At 32.8% G+C, this 16,507-nt stretch carries 14 protein-coding genes; 9 read left to right on the top strand and 5 right to left on the bottom strand.

Going from position 1 to position 16,507, the window contains the following annotated elements; translation table 11 throughout:
* Window positions 1-139: 139 nt before the first annotated feature.
* Window positions 140-1,729, bottom strand: a complete 1,590-nt coding sequence (gene bshC, locus ACHRVX_RS15790) for a bacillithiol biosynthesis cysteine-adding enzyme BshC (RefSeq protein ID WP_395333882.1) — start codon at window positions 1,727-1,729, stop codon at window positions 140-142.
* Between the two features lie 268 nt (window positions 1,730-1,997).
* Between bshC and ACHRVX_RS15785 the strand changes: the two genes are divergently transcribed.
* The 5 genes from ACHRVX_RS15785 to ACHRVX_RS15765 all read left to right on the top strand — a co-directional run bounded on the left by ACHRVX_RS15785 (window position 1,998) and on the right by ACHRVX_RS15765 (window position 8,014).
* Window positions 1,998-3,275 carry an MFS transporter gene (locus tag ACHRVX_RS15785; protein WP_395333880.1) on the top strand — a complete coding sequence of 426 codons (1,278 nt, stop codon included), beginning with the start codon at window positions 1,998-2,000 and terminating at the stop codon, window positions 3,273-3,275.
* Window positions 3,276-3,374: 99 nt separating this feature from the next.
* On the top strand, window positions 3,375-3,629 hold the full coding sequence (locus ACHRVX_RS15780) for an autorepressor SdpR family transcription factor (protein WP_395333878.1): 255 nt from the start codon (window positions 3,375-3,377) through the stop codon (window positions 3,627-3,629).
* A 2-nt stretch (window positions 3,630-3,631) separates the two neighbouring features.
* Window positions 3,632-4,294, top strand: a complete 663-nt coding sequence (locus tag ACHRVX_RS15775) for an SdpI family protein (protein WP_395333876.1) — start codon at window positions 3,632-3,634, stop codon at window positions 4,292-4,294.
* Between the two features lie 16 nt (window positions 4,295-4,310).
* Window positions 4,311-5,675 carry an alpha/beta hydrolase family protein gene (locus ACHRVX_RS15770; protein ID WP_395333874.1) on the top strand — a complete coding sequence of 455 codons (1,365 nt, stop codon included), beginning with the start codon at window positions 4,311-4,313 and terminating at the stop codon, window positions 5,673-5,675.
* A gap of 113 nt (window positions 5,676-5,788) precedes the next feature.
* Window positions 5,789-8,014 carry a B12-binding domain-containing radical SAM protein gene (locus tag ACHRVX_RS15765; protein WP_395333872.1) on the top strand — a complete coding sequence of 742 codons (2,226 nt, stop codon included), beginning with the start codon at window positions 5,789-5,791 and terminating at the stop codon, window positions 8,012-8,014.
* Window position 8,015: 1 nt separating this feature from the next.
* On the opposite strand, the gene ACHRVX_RS15760 is transcribed toward ACHRVX_RS15765, so the two are convergent.
* The 3 genes from ACHRVX_RS15760 to ACHRVX_RS15750 all read right to left on the bottom strand — a co-directional run bounded on the left by ACHRVX_RS15760 (window position 8,016) and on the right by ACHRVX_RS15750 (window position 10,850).
* Window positions 8,016-8,780 carry an MBL fold metallo-hydrolase gene (locus ACHRVX_RS15760; protein WP_395333870.1) on the bottom strand — a complete coding sequence of 255 codons (765 nt, stop codon included), beginning with the start codon at window positions 8,778-8,780 and terminating at the stop codon, window positions 8,016-8,018.
* Window positions 8,781-8,907: 127 nt separating this feature from the next.
* Window positions 8,908-9,591 (bottom strand): response regulator transcription factor, encoded by a 684-nt coding sequence (locus ACHRVX_RS15755; protein WP_395333868.1) that lies wholly within the window; start codon window positions 9,589-9,591, stop codon window positions 8,908-8,910.
* A complete protein-coding gene (locus ACHRVX_RS15750) occupies window positions 9,588-10,850 on the bottom strand; it encodes a sensor histidine kinase (RefSeq protein WP_395333866.1) in 1,263 nt (420 codons plus the stop codon). Before ACHRVX_RS15750 ends, ACHRVX_RS15755 begins: the two co-directional genes overlap by 4 nt.
* Window positions 10,851-11,010: 160 nt before the next feature.
* Here ACHRVX_RS15750 and ACHRVX_RS15745 point away from each other — a divergent pair, with 160 nt between their 5' ends.
* Together ACHRVX_RS15745 and ACHRVX_RS15740 are read left to right on the top strand one after the other, a co-directional pair.
* Window positions 11,011-11,427: a DUF1573 domain-containing protein gene (locus ACHRVX_RS15745; RefSeq protein WP_395333864.1), complete on the top strand. Its 417-nt coding sequence runs from the start codon at window positions 11,011-11,013 to the stop codon at window positions 11,425-11,427.
* A gap of 187 nt (window positions 11,428-11,614) precedes the next feature.
* Window positions 11,615-13,189: a murein L,D-transpeptidase gene (locus ACHRVX_RS15740; protein WP_395333862.1), complete on the top strand. Its 1,575-nt coding sequence runs from the start codon at window positions 11,615-11,617 to the stop codon at window positions 13,187-13,189.
* A gap of 102 nt (window positions 13,190-13,291) precedes the next feature.
* Here ACHRVX_RS15740 and ACHRVX_RS15735 read toward each other — a convergent pair whose 3' ends face one another.
* Window positions 13,292-13,798 carry a C40 family peptidase gene (locus ACHRVX_RS15735; RefSeq protein ID WP_395333860.1) on the bottom strand — a complete coding sequence of 169 codons (507 nt, stop codon included), beginning with the start codon at window positions 13,796-13,798 and terminating at the stop codon, window positions 13,292-13,294.
* A gap of 199 nt (window positions 13,799-13,997) precedes the next feature.
* Between ACHRVX_RS15735 and ACHRVX_RS15730 the strand changes: the two genes are divergently transcribed.
* Both ACHRVX_RS15730 and ACHRVX_RS15725 read left to right on the top strand, forming a co-directional pair.
* Entirely contained in the window at window positions 13,998-15,086 is a 1,089-nt protein-coding gene (locus ACHRVX_RS15730) for a GDSL-type esterase/lipase family protein (protein ID WP_395333858.1), read from the top strand.
* On the top strand, window positions 15,076-16,455 hold the full coding sequence (locus ACHRVX_RS15725; protein ID WP_395333856.1) for a sialate O-acetylesterase: 1,380 nt from the start codon (window positions 15,076-15,078) through the stop codon (window positions 16,453-16,455). Before ACHRVX_RS15730 ends, ACHRVX_RS15725 begins: the two co-directional genes overlap by 11 nt.
* Window positions 16,456-16,507: the final 52 nt, after the last annotated feature.

Genomic DNA, 16,507 nt, shown 5'->3' with positions numbered 1-16,507 from the left:
TTTGTTTCTGAGGATTATTACTTTATTGTTTGTTTGCCACTAATTGTGCGAATTTGCACTAATTTTAAAGAAAAGCATATTGCTTTTCCTTTGAGCATTTACATTCGTGGAAATTTGTGTAATTCGTGGCAAACTTTTTTTATATCATAATTATATTAAAATTAGTTTCTAAAGGTTTCAGTTTTTGAATTAAAAGCGGAATTAACTGTTCGCCTTTTTCAAGATAAAATTCCGAAAAATTTGTATGGCGTTCCTGCAAACTCTGATTTGGAAACAACTCAAATTGTAAATCAGTAACACGTTGTAATTCAGAATCTAATTTTCGTTTTTGAGCTTTTAATAATCTTTTTTCAAGATTGTCTAAGCCTTTCTTTTGCTTTACTTCCTGCGCTTTTACAGCTCCGCTAAATGATTTGTCCGTTTGCTGTGCTAATTCGTAAAGATATTCAAATTGTTTTTCCAAAATTTCTTTTTGCGGACTTAAATCAATCGGAAATGGTGATAATTTATGAGTAATAACATTAATTAACCGGGCAGATTTTGTGAAAAGATCTGACCAGCTTAAGCCTAAATTATCAGCTTTTTTACCTTGCTTTTCAGTTGCTAAAAGTACTGAGTTACGAACTAAAAGCATTGGGAAAGTAATATTTACAGCATCAAAGAATGATTTCAATTCCAGCCAGTACGCAATTTCCCCGCCTCCGCCAATGTAGCATAAATTAGGTAAAATAATTTCCTGGTATAAAGGACGCATAATCACGTTTGGACTAAAATTTTCCGGATTATTCTCTAATAATTTTAAAATTTCTTCTTTCGAAAATGAGATTTTGGTATTGTTAACATCGTATCTGTCACTCTCGAAAATAATTCGTTCGCGTAAATCATCTTCAATATAAAATAAATTAATTTCACGCGGATTTACCTGAACCGTATATTCTTTAAGTTGTTCTATCGTTTCCTGAACTGTTTTGAAAGAAGTCTGTTGTTCTAATTCTTCTTTAATATAGGGAATAAAAGCGCGTTTTAAATTCGCATCATCAGCATCTAAAATCACTAAACCGTATTGAGCGAATAAACTATTGGCTAAAAAGCGAGTGGCATCGGCTAAGTTTTCATGTTTTAAATAGGCATCTTCAAAAAGCTTTTTTATAAAGCTGGCATTTGTACTGGATCCTAATTCTGCAGCATATATTTCCAGAAATTCAGCTAATCCTTCTGTAGAAAGTCTTCCTACCGGACCAGTACTTTCTTTATTCCATCTGAATTTTTTTCCTTTAAAATTAAAATAATTAATTTCTTCAAAATCATGGTCTTCCGTCGCCATCCAGTAAATGGGAACAAAATTATTTGTGGGATATTTTAGCTTTAATTCCTTGGTAAGATTAATCGTCGAAATAATTTTATATAAAAAGTATAAGGGACCACTAAACAAATTTAATTGATGTCCGGTTGTAACGGTAAAAGTGTTTGCAAGTGCTAAAAGCTCAATGTTTTGATTGGTAGCATCTGAAATTTCGATATGTTGATATTGCTTTTTTAATGTATTAACCAAAGGAATTCGGTTTGCATTATCAAAATTTTTCGCTTTCTCAATGATTTGTTTTTCAAAGTTTTCCAATGTTGGAAAATGATTGTACAGCGGTTTTAATTCTGATTTTTGATCTAAATAATCTTGCATTAACTGAGAAAAATATCCTGAAGTTTGATAGCTGATACAGTCGGTTGGCATAATTTTATATTTATTTTTGACAGCTGTAAATTTAATGAAAATATGCAGTTAAAAACGGTTTTAACGATTGCTTATGATTTCATTTTTCATTTTTATTTTAAAGTTCCCGTAATCAGGTTTTTACTGTTTGCATTATTCAATGTTTTAGAAAGTACAGAATGAGTGTTAGTTGTTAAAAAAGATTGTTATTTTGAAAGTATTTATAATAAAGATGAATTATTAATAACGAAATTATATTTTTGTAATTAAAAAAGATATATCTATTTACATGGAAGCTAACCCAAAAAAGAAGAACTCATTAAAACATGTTCTTTTTGGTTCCTTAATTGGAACTACAATTGAATTTTTTGATTTTTATATTTATGCCAATGCAGCCGTATTGGTTTTTCCGCAATTATTTTTTCCCGGTTCTAATTCGACCATGGCGACTCTGGAATCTTTGGCTACTTTTTCAATAGCTTTTTTATCCCGCCCTTTAGGTTCTGCATTTTTTGGACATTATGGAGACAAAATCGGACGTAAATTTACTCTGGTTGCCGCTTTATTAACGATGGGGATTTCTACTGTTTGCATTGGTTTTTTACCAAGTTATGCCAGTATTGGCGTTGCAGCTCCGTTATTATTAATGTTATGCCGATTTGGACAAGGTGTAGGTTTAGGAGGCGAATGGGGAGGAGCTGTTTTATTGGCTATAGAAAATGCACCGCCAAATAAACGAGCATGGTACGGGATGTTTCCGCAATTAGGAGCTCCAATAGGATTATTACTTTCCGGTGGAACTTTTTTATTTTTAACAGATTCAATGAGCAATGCAGATTTTATGGATTACGGATGGAGAATTCCGTTTATTGCCAGTTCACTTTTGGTAATAGTAGGTTTTTACATTCGAACAAAAATTACTGAAACTCCCTCTTTTGAAAATTCTAAAAAAGAGCACGAAGAAGTTAAAATTCCTTTTTTAACGCTTGTCAAATCGTATAAAAACCAACTAATCTTTGGAACGTTTGCCGCTATTACAACTTTTTTGGTTTTTTACTTAATGACTGTTTTTACATTAAGTTGGGCGACTTCAGATTTAGGGATTGTGAAAAGAGACGGATTATTAATACAATTATTTTCGGTATTGTTCTTTGCTATTTTTATTCCGGTTTCGGCTGTAGTGGCAGATAACATCGGAAGGCGTAAAATGCTTATTATTGCTACGGTGGCTATCGGGATTTTCGGGTTTTTCTTTTCTTATTTTTTAAGTTCCGGAAACATTGTTTTGGTGACCACTTTTGCCTGTATCGGTATGGCTTTAATGGGATTCACTTATGGACCTTTAGGAACTTTTTTATCAGAGTTGTTTCCAACAAATGTTCGTTATTCCGGTGCATCCTTAACTTTTAACATGGCAGGAATTCTTGGTGCGGCATTTGCGCCAATGATTGCAATTTGGTTAGCCTCAACTTATAGTGTAAGTTATGTAGGCTTGTATTTAACCATTGCGGCATGCATCTCTTTGTTTGCATTTTTGGTGATTAGTAAAGAAGAACATAAGTTTTAAAACTATTTTGCAGATAAAAAGAAGCCGTGATTTAAAAAAATTGCGGCTTTTTTTTGTCAATTAAAAAAGTATTTAGATATTTGTCTAAATATATAAATGATGAATGATATTTTTAAAGCATTAAATGATGCAACCCGACGTGAAATTCTGGAGCTTTTAAAAGAGAAGGATTTGTCGGCTGGAGAAATTGCGGATGCTTTTAATATTTCGAAACCTAGTATTTCACATCATTTAGATATTTTGAAGCGCGCTGATTTAATTTCATCTGAAAAAAACGGGCAATTCATCATTTACTCCATCAATACCACCATAATGGAAGATGTTTTGCAATGGATACTAACCTTTAAAAAATAAAAATGAATTTAGAATTGAAAAAAGAACTTCCAATACTTGGAATTGTTTTGATACCTTTTTTGTATTTGGCGATAATATGGACGAGTCTTCCTGAAAGAATTCCGATACATTGGAATCTTAATGGACAAATTGAACATTGGGGAAGTAAGTGGCTCTTAATTGTTTTGGTTGTTATGCTGCCCGGTTTAATGTATATCGTTACTCTTGCTGCCATAAAATTTGATCCTAAAATGAGAATTTATCTTATGGGAAGAAAATTTTACCAGCTGAAGTTTTTCATGATCCTGTTCAAGTCTACAGTTGCTGTGTTTTTTATTTATCTTATAAAAAATCAAAGTTTCTCAAGTCCTAATTTAGTTTATGTTTTAGCTGGAATTTTATTAATGGTTCTGGGTAATTATTTGAAAGTGATTCAGCCCAATTATTTTATTGGAATTCGAACTCCGTGGACATTAGAAAGCCGTCAGATCTGGAAAGCAACGCACCTATTTGCAGGTAAGCTTTGGTTTGTTGGCGGATTTATCATCATTTTAGGCGGATTAATTTTTCCTGATTTTACTTTTTTCAAAGGCTTTATTACCATTGGTATTATAATCGCATTTCTGCCCGTAATTTATTCCTTTTTTAAATTTAGGAACTTAGAAAAAAAAGAAAACCTTTTATAAATATCGCCAATTGAAAATGAAAAAAACAATACTTATTATAATAACAGGTTTAAGATTTTTTATAATGACAGGACAAGAAATTTCAGGAAAATGGAATGGTGTTTTAAAAATTCAGGACGCTCAATTAAGAGTGGTGTTTAATGTTTCTAAAACAGAAAATGGATACAGTTCAACAATGGATAGTCCAGACCAGAAAGCGATGGGAATACCTTTAGAAAAAACGACTTTTGAGAATTCAATCTTAAAATTAGAAATACCAAGTGCGCAAATTTCTTATCAGGGAACATTAAATAAGGACAATATTATTGTAGGTACTTTTAAGCAGGGAGGACAATCTATAGAATTGAATTTATCAAAAGAAATCGTTCTTAAAAAAGTATATGCAAGACCACAAGAACCGCAAAAACCTTTTCCTTATTATACCGAGGAAGTGAAATTTGAAAATAAAACAGATCATGTAACTTTAGCAGGAACTTTGTCCTTACCTAAAAAAGACGGTAATTTTCCAGCTGTAATTTTAATTACAGGAAGCGGTAAACAAAATAGAGACGAAGAAGTATTAAGACATAAACCATTTTTAGTTTTGTCTGATTATTTGACAAAAAAAGGAATTGCCGTTTTACGTTTTGATGATCGTGGAGCAGGCGAATCTACTGGTGATTTTACAAAAGCAACAACGATTGATTTTTCGAGAGATGTTCAGGCTGCCGTTGATTATTTGAAAAACAGAAATGAAATTAATAAAGACAAAATTGGATTATTAGGTCATAGTGAGGGAGGAATAATAGCTCCAATTATTGCAGGAAATTCAAAAGATATTGATTTTATAGTTTTATTAGCTGCGCCGGGTGTTCGTGGCGATAAATTGTTATTAGTACAAAAAGAAATGCTCGAAAGGCAATTTGGAGTTCCTGAAAATGACATTCAAAAAGGTCAGGAAATTTTTAAAGGTGCCTATGACATTATCGTGGCTTCTGCTGGAAATGATGAAAAGTTGAAAGATAATTTAAGTAACTACGCCCAGTCAAAATTTGATGATAAAACTTCAAAATTATTTATAGAACAAATTACAAATGTCTGGTGGTACAATTTTTTAAGAATTGATCCGGCGACAGCTTTAGCAAAAGTAAAATGTCCTGTTTTAGCACTTAACGGAAGTAAGGATTTGCAAGTTGCTTCAACGGTTAATTTAGAAGCGATCAAAAAAGCTTTGATCAGGGCAGGGAATAAAAATGTAACAATCAAAGAACTTCCCGGTTTAAATCATTTATTTCAGGAATGTAAAACAGGTTCTGTTCAGGAATATGAAACAATTGAGCAGACAATTTCTCCAGTTGCTTTAGAAGAAATCTTCAACTGGGTTTTGGTACAAACGAAATAAACCTTAGTGAAAATTAATATTTTTAAATCCCAAACTCCAAAACACCTCACAATAAAATCTTTTCCTGAAAAGTCTCTAAATATCCCGTATTTTTGCAAAAAAATAAAGTCGCCTTGAAAACCAAACTTTTTGTCGTTACGCCACCTTTTACCCAACTGAATACACCGTATCCGGCAACAGCGTATATAAAAGGATTTTTGAATACCAAAAATATCGAATCGGTTCAGGCTGATTTGGGTATTGATGTGATTTTAGAATTGTTTTCGAAAAAGGGTTTGATAGATTTGTTTCAGGTTTCCCGTTTCAGGTTTGAAGTTTCAAATTTTGAAACATCAGATAATTCCAAACGTATTTTTGCTTTACAGGATGAATACATCAAAACGATTGATGCTGTAATTCAGTTTTTACAGGGAAAAAACCCAACATTAGCATTGCAAATTTGTCAGGAAGATTTTCTGCCCGAAGCGTCTCGTTTTGCACAGCTAGAAGAACTCGATTGGGCTTTTGGAACGATGGGAACGCAAGACAAGGCAAAACATTTAGCGACTTTATATCTTGAGGATATATCTGATTATATTGTAGAATGTGTAGATGAAAATTTTGGCTTTAGCCGATATGCAGAACGTTTAGGCCGAAGCGCAAATTCATTTGATGAGTTGTACGAAGCTTTACAGCAAAAACCGACTTATATCGATGCAATTTTAATTTCGATTTTAAAAACTAAAGTTGAAGCCGTACAACCTACTTTCTTTTTAATTTCGGTTCCCTTTCCTGGGAATTTATATAGCGCTTTTAGATGTGCACAATGGATTAAACAAAATCATCCTGAGATTAAAATTTCAATGGGAGGTGGTTTTCCCAATACCGAATTACGTTCCCTTTCTGATGCGCGTGTTTTTGAGTTTTTCGATTTTATCACTTTAGATGATGGTGAAGTGCCAATTGAAGAATTAATTTTCAATCTCGAAAATCCAAATACTGTCACTTCGAGCGAAGTCGAGAAGCGTTACAAAAGAACTTTTTTACTTGAACACGGAAAAGTGGTCTATAAAAACAATTCACTAAAACACGATTATAAACAGGCTTATGTAGGAACTCCGGATTATTCTGATTTGTCTTTGGATAAATACATTTCTGTTATCGAAATTGTGAATCCAATGCACAGAATGTGGAGCGACGGGCGCTGGAATAAACTCACAATGGCACATGGTTGTTATTGGGGAAAATGTACTTTTTGTGATATTTCTTTAGATTATATAAAGGTTTATGAACCTGTTGCGGCAAATTTGCTGTGTGATCGAATGGAAGATATGATGCTGCAAACAGGTCAAAATGGTTTTCATTTTGTTGATGAAGCAGCTCCTCCGGCTTTGATGCGTGCTTTGGCTTTGGAAATTTTACGTCGAAAATTAGCCGTAACCTGGTGGACAAACATTCGGTTTGAAAAAAGCTTCTCAAAAGATTTATGTTTATTGCTAAAAGCTTCTGGTTGTATCGCCGTTTCCGGTGGTTTAGAAGTAGCTTCAGACCGATTATTAAAATTAATTGACAAAGGCGTAACAGTAGAACAAGTTGCAAAAGTGACCCGAAATTTTACTGAAGCAGGAATCATGGTTCATGCCTATTTAATGTACGGTTATCCAACACAAACGATTCAGGAAACCGTTGATAGTCTTGAAATGGTACGTCAATTGTTTGAAGCCGGGATTTTACAATCCGGATTTTGGCATCAATTTGCCATGACAGCTCACAGTCCCGTTGGATTGTATCCGGAGAAATTTGGAGTTACAAAAAAAACGGAAGCCATTGGAACTTTTGCCAACAATGATATTGATTATACAGATTCTACAGGAATCAATCACGATAAGTTTAGCTTTGGATTAAAGAAATCCCTTTTTAATTTCATGCACGGAATCTGTTTTGATTATGAATTGCAGGATTGGTTCGATTTTAAAATTCCGAAGACAAAAATTGATCCGGACTTTATTTTTAATGCACTTGAAGAAGGAAATGATTTCAATACAAAACCAAATGCAAAAGTAGTCTGGTTAGGAGGAAAACCTTTTGTTGAGCATTTTACAAAATCTAAAAAAGGAAATTCATGGGAAATGATGACTTTTACTTTTCATGATAAAAAAGAAAGTTTCAATATTCAGACCAATAAAAATGAAGGGGAATGGCTGGTTGAAATTTTAACCAAAATCACAATCTCAAATGCGAAAAATTATACTTTTCAGGAAGTAAAAGCCGATTTTGAAACGAGTTTAGATGATTTTGAATTGTTTTGGTATTCAAAACCCATCAATACTTTACGCGAATTTGGATTACTGGTTTTGTAAATCAATATTCTACATTAGTTCCATCACTTGGAATATCAACTTTATCCAAAAGATTATTTTCAGAAAATGCTGATCGTAATTCGGCTCTTGTTGTTGGGCAATGATTTAAAGCCTCTAAATGATTGGCAAAAACTCTTCCCGGTGCCAAAGCTGTAAATTTCAAAATATCATTCATCCTCATTAATAAAGGCTGACCAATATCTAATCTGGCAGTTCCGCAGGCTACAGTTGCAATGTCAGGTTTCCATTCAATTAAAACTTTTTGAACATGTTCTGTAAAAATCGTATCAGAACTTATGTAAACTGACTTTTGATTGGGCAATTCAATATGAAATCCCATCACGTTTCCCATTAATCGGGCAATAAACCCATAACCATGAATGGCAGGAATACCAATTATTTTACCGCCTAAAAATTCTTGCGGTTCCCAATAATTCAAACTCTGAATAATATTTAATCCTCGTTTTACTAATGCTTTTTGATCTTTTGTGCTGCAAACTACAGGAATGCTTTTGCGTCTTAAAAAAACTTCGCCGGCTTTATCAATATGATCAGGATGCAAATGCGTGATCAGACAAATTGTGACTCTGCTTAAAATATCACGGCTGTTTTTTGGCAAAGCTACAAGTGGATTTCTTTTAGGTTTGTATCTGAAAATAGTAAAAGGCGGAATCGTTTTTCTTTTTCCTAACATGGGATCAACCAATATAACATCGGTTTCAGTTTCAATAACTAAAGTGGCGTTGCGTAAATGATGTATTTTCATATTTGGAAATTTAGATACTAAAATACGAAATTTAACAATAATTAATCTTACAGATTTTCCTTTATTTGTTTTAAAAAATAAATAAACTTATTTAATAATATAGTCCGGGGAGATTTAAAAATATAATTTACATGGTAAATCGAAAACCAATTCCGTGCAGGTTTTCTATAGAAATACCTTTTTCATTACTTAAGATTTTACGCAAACGCGAAATAAAAACATCAAGGCTTCTTCCCATAAAATAATCATCGGTTCCCCAGAGTGAAGTCAAAATTTGTTCTCTTTTTAAAACCGAATTCTTATTATCAAGAAATAATTTCAATAATTCGGCTTCTCGTTGTGTCAGACTGATTTTTTCGTTTTCATTAAAAAGGATAAAATTGTTCGTATCAAATTGATATTTCCCAATTTCATAAACTGATTTTTCTACCGGAATATTTTTCTGGGAACGCTTCAGGAAAATTTCAATTTTCAATAGTAATTCTTCAATACTAAAAGGCTTAACCAGATAATCATCGGCGCCCAGACGCAAACCTTTAATTCTGTCTTCTTTTAAAGTTTTAGCCGAAAGGAATATAATAGGAATATCAGTATTTGCTTTTCTAATTTCGGTAGCCAATTCAAAACCATCCATTTTTGGCATCATAATATCAAAGATACAAATGTCAAAATTTTCTTTTTTAAAGGTTTCCAAACCCAGTTTTCCGTCGCAGCAATGTACCACTTCATAATTGTTTTGTTCCAAATTGTCTTTGGTCAAAAACGCTAATGTTTCATCGTCTTCAGTATAAAGTATCTTGAATTGTTTCATTTTTTATAAGGAATTGACAAAGTTATCTTAATGCCGTTTGTTGTGTTGTTTTCTGCTTTTATTTTCCAGTTGTGCAAATTGCAAATTTCTTTAACATAATACAAACCCAGTCCAAAACCATTTACTTCATTACTTTTTTCGTTTTGGGCACGGTAAAACTTATCAAAGATAAAAGAAATATTTTTGCCTGAAATTCCAATTCCGTTATCTGTAAAAGTCAGTTTTAAAGTAGCATTTTCAACTAAAATTCCAATCTTAATTTCAGGTTTCTCATTGCAATATTTAATAGCATTATCCAGTAAATTATAGACCAGATTAGAAAAATGAAAAACATCAGTTTCTAAGTGATATTCATTTGATACTGTTTCTATTTTGATGGAAGCTTCTGGATGTTTCAACTGAATATTTTCAATCGTTTCTTCAATAATCGGAACAATTAAAACTGTTTCTTTTTTTAATTCCAACGGAGTATAATCTGATTTGGCAATGTTTAAGATCTTCTCTATGTGATTGTTAAGTTTATTACTTTGGTTGATAATAATATCTGTGTAAGTATGTAATTTTTTGTCGTCCTTAATCGGATTCTGCTCAATTAAATATTTTGAGGCAATTAATATGGAGGATAGAGGCGTTTTGAATTCATGCGTCATATTATTGATGAAATCCCTTTGTAATTCAGAATATTTCTTCTGCTGCAAAAGCGTAAAAATCGAATACACATAAATCAGTAAAATTAAAATCAAAGCAATAGAAAGGATGAACCAAAATCGCATTGAACTAAATAAGTAAGTAGTCTCATTTGGGAAACGAATCGCAAAATAATACACTAAGTTTTTATGTTTAGGGAAGGAAACTGTTTTTTTTGCTTTTTCTTTTTCAGAAAACGAAATATATTTTCCATAAACCATTTCATCACTTTGGCAATTGTAAACCGCATATTCAAAATCAGTTGTAATATTCATTTTTTTAAACTCTGATCTCAGATAGAATTCTAAAACATCAGGTTCAAAAGCATTTTGAATGTTTACAATATAATAGTCGTTTGAAATTTTTTGAACAGGATTCTGGCACGATGATTCGTGATCTTTTCCTTCGTATAATTTTCGGGCGACTTCCAGTAAAGCAATATTTGCTTTCTGGCTCAGTTTTTTTTGTTCCAAAGTAAAAGCCTCTTTTGTCCAAAGCAATTGCGCCACCAAAATGCTAATTATGGCCACAAGTCCCAGAAGGATAATACTATTGAGTTTGTTTATTTTCAAGAAATGATGTTTTAGGGTGTAATATTAATCAAATTTAGATTTAAAAACGCCGATTAACAAGTCATTAACAAAGATTTGAAAGCGGTTAACAGCGATTCGGTTTTGTCTGAATTATCTTTGAAAAATAAATTAGAACTATAAACCATTAAATATAATAACTATGAAAATTATTAAAATTTCGATGTTAGCTTTAGCTTTAAGCTTAATGTCTTTTTCAGCAATTGCGCCAATAAAAGCAATTACGTCTGAAACAAAAACAGCTGAAATAGCAGCTTCAACAATTGTATGGAAAGCACAAACTATTGATGTTGGGCAAATTCCGCAAGGAACACCTAAAGCAATTGTTTACGAATTTAAAAATACTGGAAAAACAGCAGTTGTAATCACAAACGTTCAGGGTTCTTGTGGTTGTACTGCAACAGATTATACAAAAGAGCCAATTTTGCCTGGGAAATCAGCTAAAGTAACAGCAACTTACAATGCGGCAAATAAAGGTGGTTTTACAAAAACAGTTACTGTAACAACAAGTGCGGAAACAGCTCCGCAAATCCTTACTCTGAAAGGAACAGTAATTTAAAAATAAAGGTTGATTTATAAAGTGGAAGCTCCGGGTATGTAATGTGCCCGGAGTTTTTTTATGCATTTTATTAAGCAATAAGCTGCTATAAATGTTACTGCTTTTTAAGATTGTAAAGTCAATATTAATTATTGTATAAATGCTTTGTTTTCATTAAAACTTTTCTATTTTTATTAAAAAAAATATTATGAAAATTTTGTATCCGCTTGTTGCTTTTGTTATTCTTTTAAGCGCTGTTTCTTGTAATAAGAAGTCCGGAAAAAAAGAAGATTCAAAGACTGCAGAAAAAGTGATACCAGAGCTCAAAATCAATATTGACAGCTCAAAAATTGCAACTTTTTACCAGGCATATCCTAAATTGGTCAAATTTCAAAATGAGGTTTTGGCATTATACAAAAAAAACAATTCTACTCAATTATGGCTGGATAATAAAGGAGTGGTAGAATATGGTAATACACTTTTTAATAAATACAAAGGACTAGATCAGGAAGGTTTGAAAGCTAATTTTGCTTATAACGAAAAGATCAATCCTATTTTTGAACATACAGCCGAAAACAAGCTTTCACAATCAGATACAGATTTGATGATTAGCAATTTGTATTTTTATTATGTTCAGAAAGTTTCCGGTGTTGACGAAAAAACAACGAGATCATTAGAATGGCTTTTACCTCGAAAAAAAGTGAATTACCAGGTTTTTTCAGATTCGATTTATAAAAAATCTACGATTAGTGATGATAAAAAGAGTAAAATGTTCAGCCAGTATTACAAGCTTCGCGATGCGCTTCATCAATATAGAGAAATTGAGAAAAAGGGAGGATGGAAAACAATTGAAGTTGGCGAGGATTTTAAAAGCCTAAAAAAAGGTGATTCTGTTCCTGCAATAGGACAAATTAGAGAAAGACTTTTTATTACCGGAGATCTTAAAGAAAATTCGAAAAGTAATATTTGTGATTCAACTTTGATTAAAGCCATTAAAAGCTACGAATTACATCACGGTTTAACACCAAAAAATATCATTTTACCAGAACATATTGCAGAATTGAATATTCCGGTTTCGGACAGAATCAAAACAATTATTGCCAATATGGAACGTTGCCGATGGATTGATCCTGAACTTGAGAAAGGAAAAGAATATATTGAGGTTAATATTCCTGAATTTAGATTGTATTTGATTCGCAATCATGATATTGCTTTTGTATCTCCGGTTGTGGTGGGTAAAGCAATGACTAAAACAGTGGTCTTTAGCGGAATGATGAATAATATTGTTTTCAGCCCGTATTGGAATGTTCCTCCAAGTATTATAAAAAGTGAGATAAAACCCGGAATGGCGAAGAATAAAAATTATCTGGCTCAGAAAAATCTGGAATGGAATAACGGCGCTGTTCGTCAATTGCCGGGGAGAAATAATTCGCTTGGTTTGGTAAAATTTTTGTTTCCAAATTCAAACAATATTTATTTGCATGATACGCCGGCAAAAAGTTTATTCGAAAGAGAAAACAGAGCATTTAGTCACGGTTGCGTTCGTGTAGGAAAACCAAGGGATTTGGCCATTGAAATTTTAAAACAAGATCCAAGTATGACACCGGCAAGAATTGATAAAGCCATGAATGCAGGTAAAGAAAGCTGGTATACGCTTAAAAAGAAAATTCCGGTTTACATTGGCTATTTTACCGCCTGGGTAGATCGCGATGGAAATTTGAATTTTTATAAAGATGTCTATAAAAGAGATGAAAGTTTGATAAAATTGTTAACTGAAGAATAAAGTTTAAAAAGGTTTGCCACGAATTACACAAATTTACACGAATTATTTTTAATATTTCAAAGTAAAAAATTAGTGTAAATTTGTGTAATTCGTGGTAAAAAACTATTTAGATAAAACGTCAATACATTTATAAAAACGTTTTGTATAATGTTCTGTATCAAGTGAAGTAATCGTTACGCTGCTTACTTTTCCAGAAGAGGCATGTATAAATTTTGACTTCATTCCGTTAGCTTCGCAAATAATTCCTAAGTGCCCAATAATGCTTTTGTCCTGATAGCCATAAAAAACTAAAATGTCTCCTACTTTAAAATCTTCCGGTTGTAATGCCGTACCTAAGTTTTTATAGCTGCCGGAACTTCTGGGTAAATCTTTACCGAAATTTTTAAAAACGTAACTCACAAATCCGGAACAATCAAATCCTTTTTTCGGATCGCTTCCGGCATATAAATACGGCGTTCCTAAGTATTGCCTGGCATAAAGTACAAGGGAATCCCTTTCAGTATTTGTTTGCGTTTTTGCTATTGGGTCGATTAACGTTTTCTTTTCCTTTGATGTAAAAGAGCAGGATAAAAAAGAGATGGATAATAATATATAAGAGGCTAATTTCATTTGGGAGGAAGTATCTGTGCGATTTAATTTATAAAGATAGGCGGTTCATTTTGAAAATCAAAGAAATGAATTTTGGTAATAGATAAAAATCGAAGTTTTTTTTTGGTGATTTTTTATTACTTTTTGATGTTTTAGTATCTTTTTGACTGTTTAATTTCGGGTATATTTGTGAATCACATTTATATTTAACAAATAAATTATGTTTCAAAAAAAAATAGCCTTTCTAATTTCGTTTTTGCTGATTTCGTTTGTTTCAATTGCACAAAACAAAACCGGTAAATTTCTATATGAAGGACGGGTTGAAAAACTTCAAAATAATACTGTTGTTTTAATTGGAACCGCTTCTTCGGTTTCATTTAATTTTACCGGCAACAAATGTGATATTTCGTTGCAAAGCATTGATGCATGGGAACATCATAATTATATTTCTTTGGTTTTAGACGGAAAATACCTCGGAAAATTGAGAATTGAAAAAGGACCTGCGCAATCTTTTCCAATAAAAACAATTTCAAATACAAAAATTCACAAACTTGAAATTTATAAAAATACAGAGGCACAGAGCGGAAATATTTTATTTGCAGGAACAACGGCAAACGTAACTTCTATTGTTGCTAAAAAGAAGAAGAAAATCGAGTTTGTTGGTGATTCTATTACGTGTGGCGCAGCGAGCGATTCGGTTGATTGTGATAAAGGAGAATATTTTGATCATCATAACGGTTATTATGCTTATGGACCGGTGCTTTCGAGAGAAATTGATGTGGATTATTTGATGAGTTCTGTTTCCGGAATTGGAATGTACAGAAACTGGAATGACGAAAATAAGGACGAAGCCATAATGCCGGATGTGTATCAAAATTTGTATTTGACAAAAGATAATTCTAAACCTAAATACGATTTTGCTTTTCAGCCTGATATTATCAGTATTGCTTTGGGAACCAATGATTTTTCAGGTGGAGACGGGAAAAAAGAACGTTTGCCTTTTAATCCTGAAAAGTATGTTTCGAATTACATCAACTTTATAAAAATGCTTTATGAACACAATCCGAAAGCCCAAATTGTAATTACAAACAGCCCAATGGTTGGCGGAGAAAGAGGAGTTATTTTTGAAGATTGCCTGACTAAAGTAAAAAACGCTTTCGCGGAAGACAAAACTCATAAATCCATCCTGATTTTTAAATTTAAGCCTATGACACCAAAAGGCTGTTTGGGACATCCTGATGTGGCAGACCATAAGGTTTTAGCTAATGAATATGCTCCATTTCTAAAAAAGCTCTTAAATGAAAAATAATATATTTAAGTTTGTTTTCATTCTGATGATTTCCAGTACTATGATGGCAAACGTTACACTTCCGAATATTTTTGGCGACAATATGGTTTTACAACGCAATTCCGAAGTGAAAATTTGGGGTTGGGCAAATCCCAAAGAAGAAATCAAATTAGTTTCGAGCTGGAACAATCAGGAATATAAAGTGGTTGCCAATAATCAGGCGCAATGGGAATTGCATATTAAAACGCCTCAAGCGGGCGGACCTTACACAATTGCTATAAAAGGATATAATGAAGTTGTGCTGAAAAACATTTTGATTGGTGAAATTTGGGTTTGTTCCGGACAATCAAACATGGAAATGTCAGTAAGTTGGGGAATTGATAATGGCGAAGAAGAAATGAAAAATGCCACAAACCCCAACATTCGTTTTTTTACCGTTCCGAAATTAACAGCAACAACACCTCAAAATAATCTCTTGGGAAACTGGGTCGAATCGACTCAGGAAACCATGAAAAACTTCAGCGCGATTGGTTACTTTTTTGCCAAACGCCTGCAAGAAGATTTAAAAAATGTTCCAATAGGATTAATTTCTTCCAACTGGGGTGGAACTCCTGCCGAAATCTGGATGCCGGAAGAAGTAGTTCAGAACGATCTGGTTTTGCTGGAAAATGCTAAAAAACTAAACGAACAGGAATACGGACCACGCCAACCCGGGCGTGCTTATAATGCGATGATTTACCCATTTGTTGGCTTCAAGATTGCAGGAACACTCTGGTATCAGGGAGAATCGAATGTGGGTTCGTTAGTTTATGATAAAACCTTGTCGGCTTTGATTACTTCGTGGCGAAAAGTCTGGAATGATGAATTTCCTTTTTACTTTGTACAAATTGCACCTTATAAAACTGGTAGTAATAATTTCTCGAACGTTACTATCAGGGATTCTCAACGAAAAGTCCTAAAAGAAGTGTCGAAAACCGGAATGGTCGTAATCAGCGATATTTCGGATACGATTGATATTCATCCAAAGAATAAAAAAGATGTCGGAATTCGTTTGGCGAATCTGGCTTTGGCTGATACTTATAAAGTCAATTCTAATTTGGTAAACGGGCCACTTTTTAAAGATTTAAAGATTGATAAAAACAAAGCGATCGTTTCTTTTGATTATTCGGATGGATTGCATTTCAAAAATAAAATTTCAAATCAGTTTGAATTGGCTGGACCCGATGGAATATTTTATCCGGCAGAAACTTCGATTAAAAATAATGAAGTGATTTTGACAAGTAAAAAAGTTGCTATTCCTGCAAAAGTAAGATTTGCGTGGGGAAATACGATACAATCTGATTTGTTTAATAAAGCGAATTTGCCAGCTTCTTGTTTTATAACTGAGTAGAGAATTGGTCCACGGATTGTACGGATTTAAACGGATTTTTACTGATTTTTTT

It is taken from the genome of Flavobacterium sp. FlaQc-47 (assembly GCF_044006475.1).
GTDB lineage: Bacteria > Bacteroidota > Bacteroidia > Flavobacteriales > Flavobacteriaceae > Flavobacterium.
This window is presented reverse-complemented; position numbering and strand designations above follow the sequence as displayed.

What these genes read in the sequence shown, in the direction of transcription:
- ACHRVX_RS15745 (WP_395333864.1), top strand. Translation starts at nt 11,011, where the DNA reads ATGAAAATTATTAAAATTTCGATGTTAGCTTTAGCTTTAAGCTTAATG.
- ACHRVX_RS15730 (WP_395333858.1), top strand. Translation starts at nt 13,998, where the DNA reads ATGTTTCAAAAAAAAATAGCCTTTCTAATTTCGTTTTTGCTGATTTCG.
- ACHRVX_RS15770 (WP_395333874.1), top strand. Translation starts at nt 4,311, where the DNA reads ATGAAAAAAACAATACTTATTATAATAACAGGTTTAAGATTTTTTATA.
- bshC (WP_395333882.1), bottom strand. Translation starts at nt 1,729, where the DNA reads ATGCCAACCGACTGTATCAGCTATCAAACTTCAGGATATTTTTCTCAG.
- ACHRVX_RS15735 (WP_395333860.1), bottom strand. Translation starts at nt 13,798, where the DNA reads ATGAAATTAGCCTCTTATATATTATTATCCATCTCTTTTTTATCCTGC.
- ACHRVX_RS15780 (WP_395333878.1), top strand. Translation starts at nt 3,375, where the DNA reads ATGAATGATATTTTTAAAGCATTAAATGATGCAACCCGACGTGAAATT.
- ACHRVX_RS15760 (WP_395333870.1), bottom strand. Translation starts at nt 8,780, where the DNA reads ATGAAAATACATCATTTACGCAACGCCACTTTAGTTATTGAAACTGAA.
- ACHRVX_RS15740 (WP_395333862.1), top strand. Translation starts at nt 11,615, where the DNA reads ATGAAAATTTTGTATCCGCTTGTTGCTTTTGTTATTCTTTTAAGCGCT.
- ACHRVX_RS15775 (WP_395333876.1), top strand. Translation starts at nt 3,632, where the DNA reads ATGAATTTAGAATTGAAAAAAGAACTTCCAATACTTGGAATTGTTTTG.
- ACHRVX_RS15785 (WP_395333880.1), top strand. Translation starts at nt 1,998, where the DNA reads ATGGAAGCTAACCCAAAAAAGAAGAACTCATTAAAACATGTTCTTTTT.
- ACHRVX_RS15755 (WP_395333868.1), bottom strand. Translation starts at nt 9,591, where the DNA reads ATGAAACAATTCAAGATACTTTATACTGAAGACGATGAAACATTAGCG.
- ACHRVX_RS15725 (WP_395333856.1), top strand. Translation starts at nt 15,076, where the DNA reads ATGAAAAATAATATATTTAAGTTTGTTTTCATTCTGATGATTTCCAGT.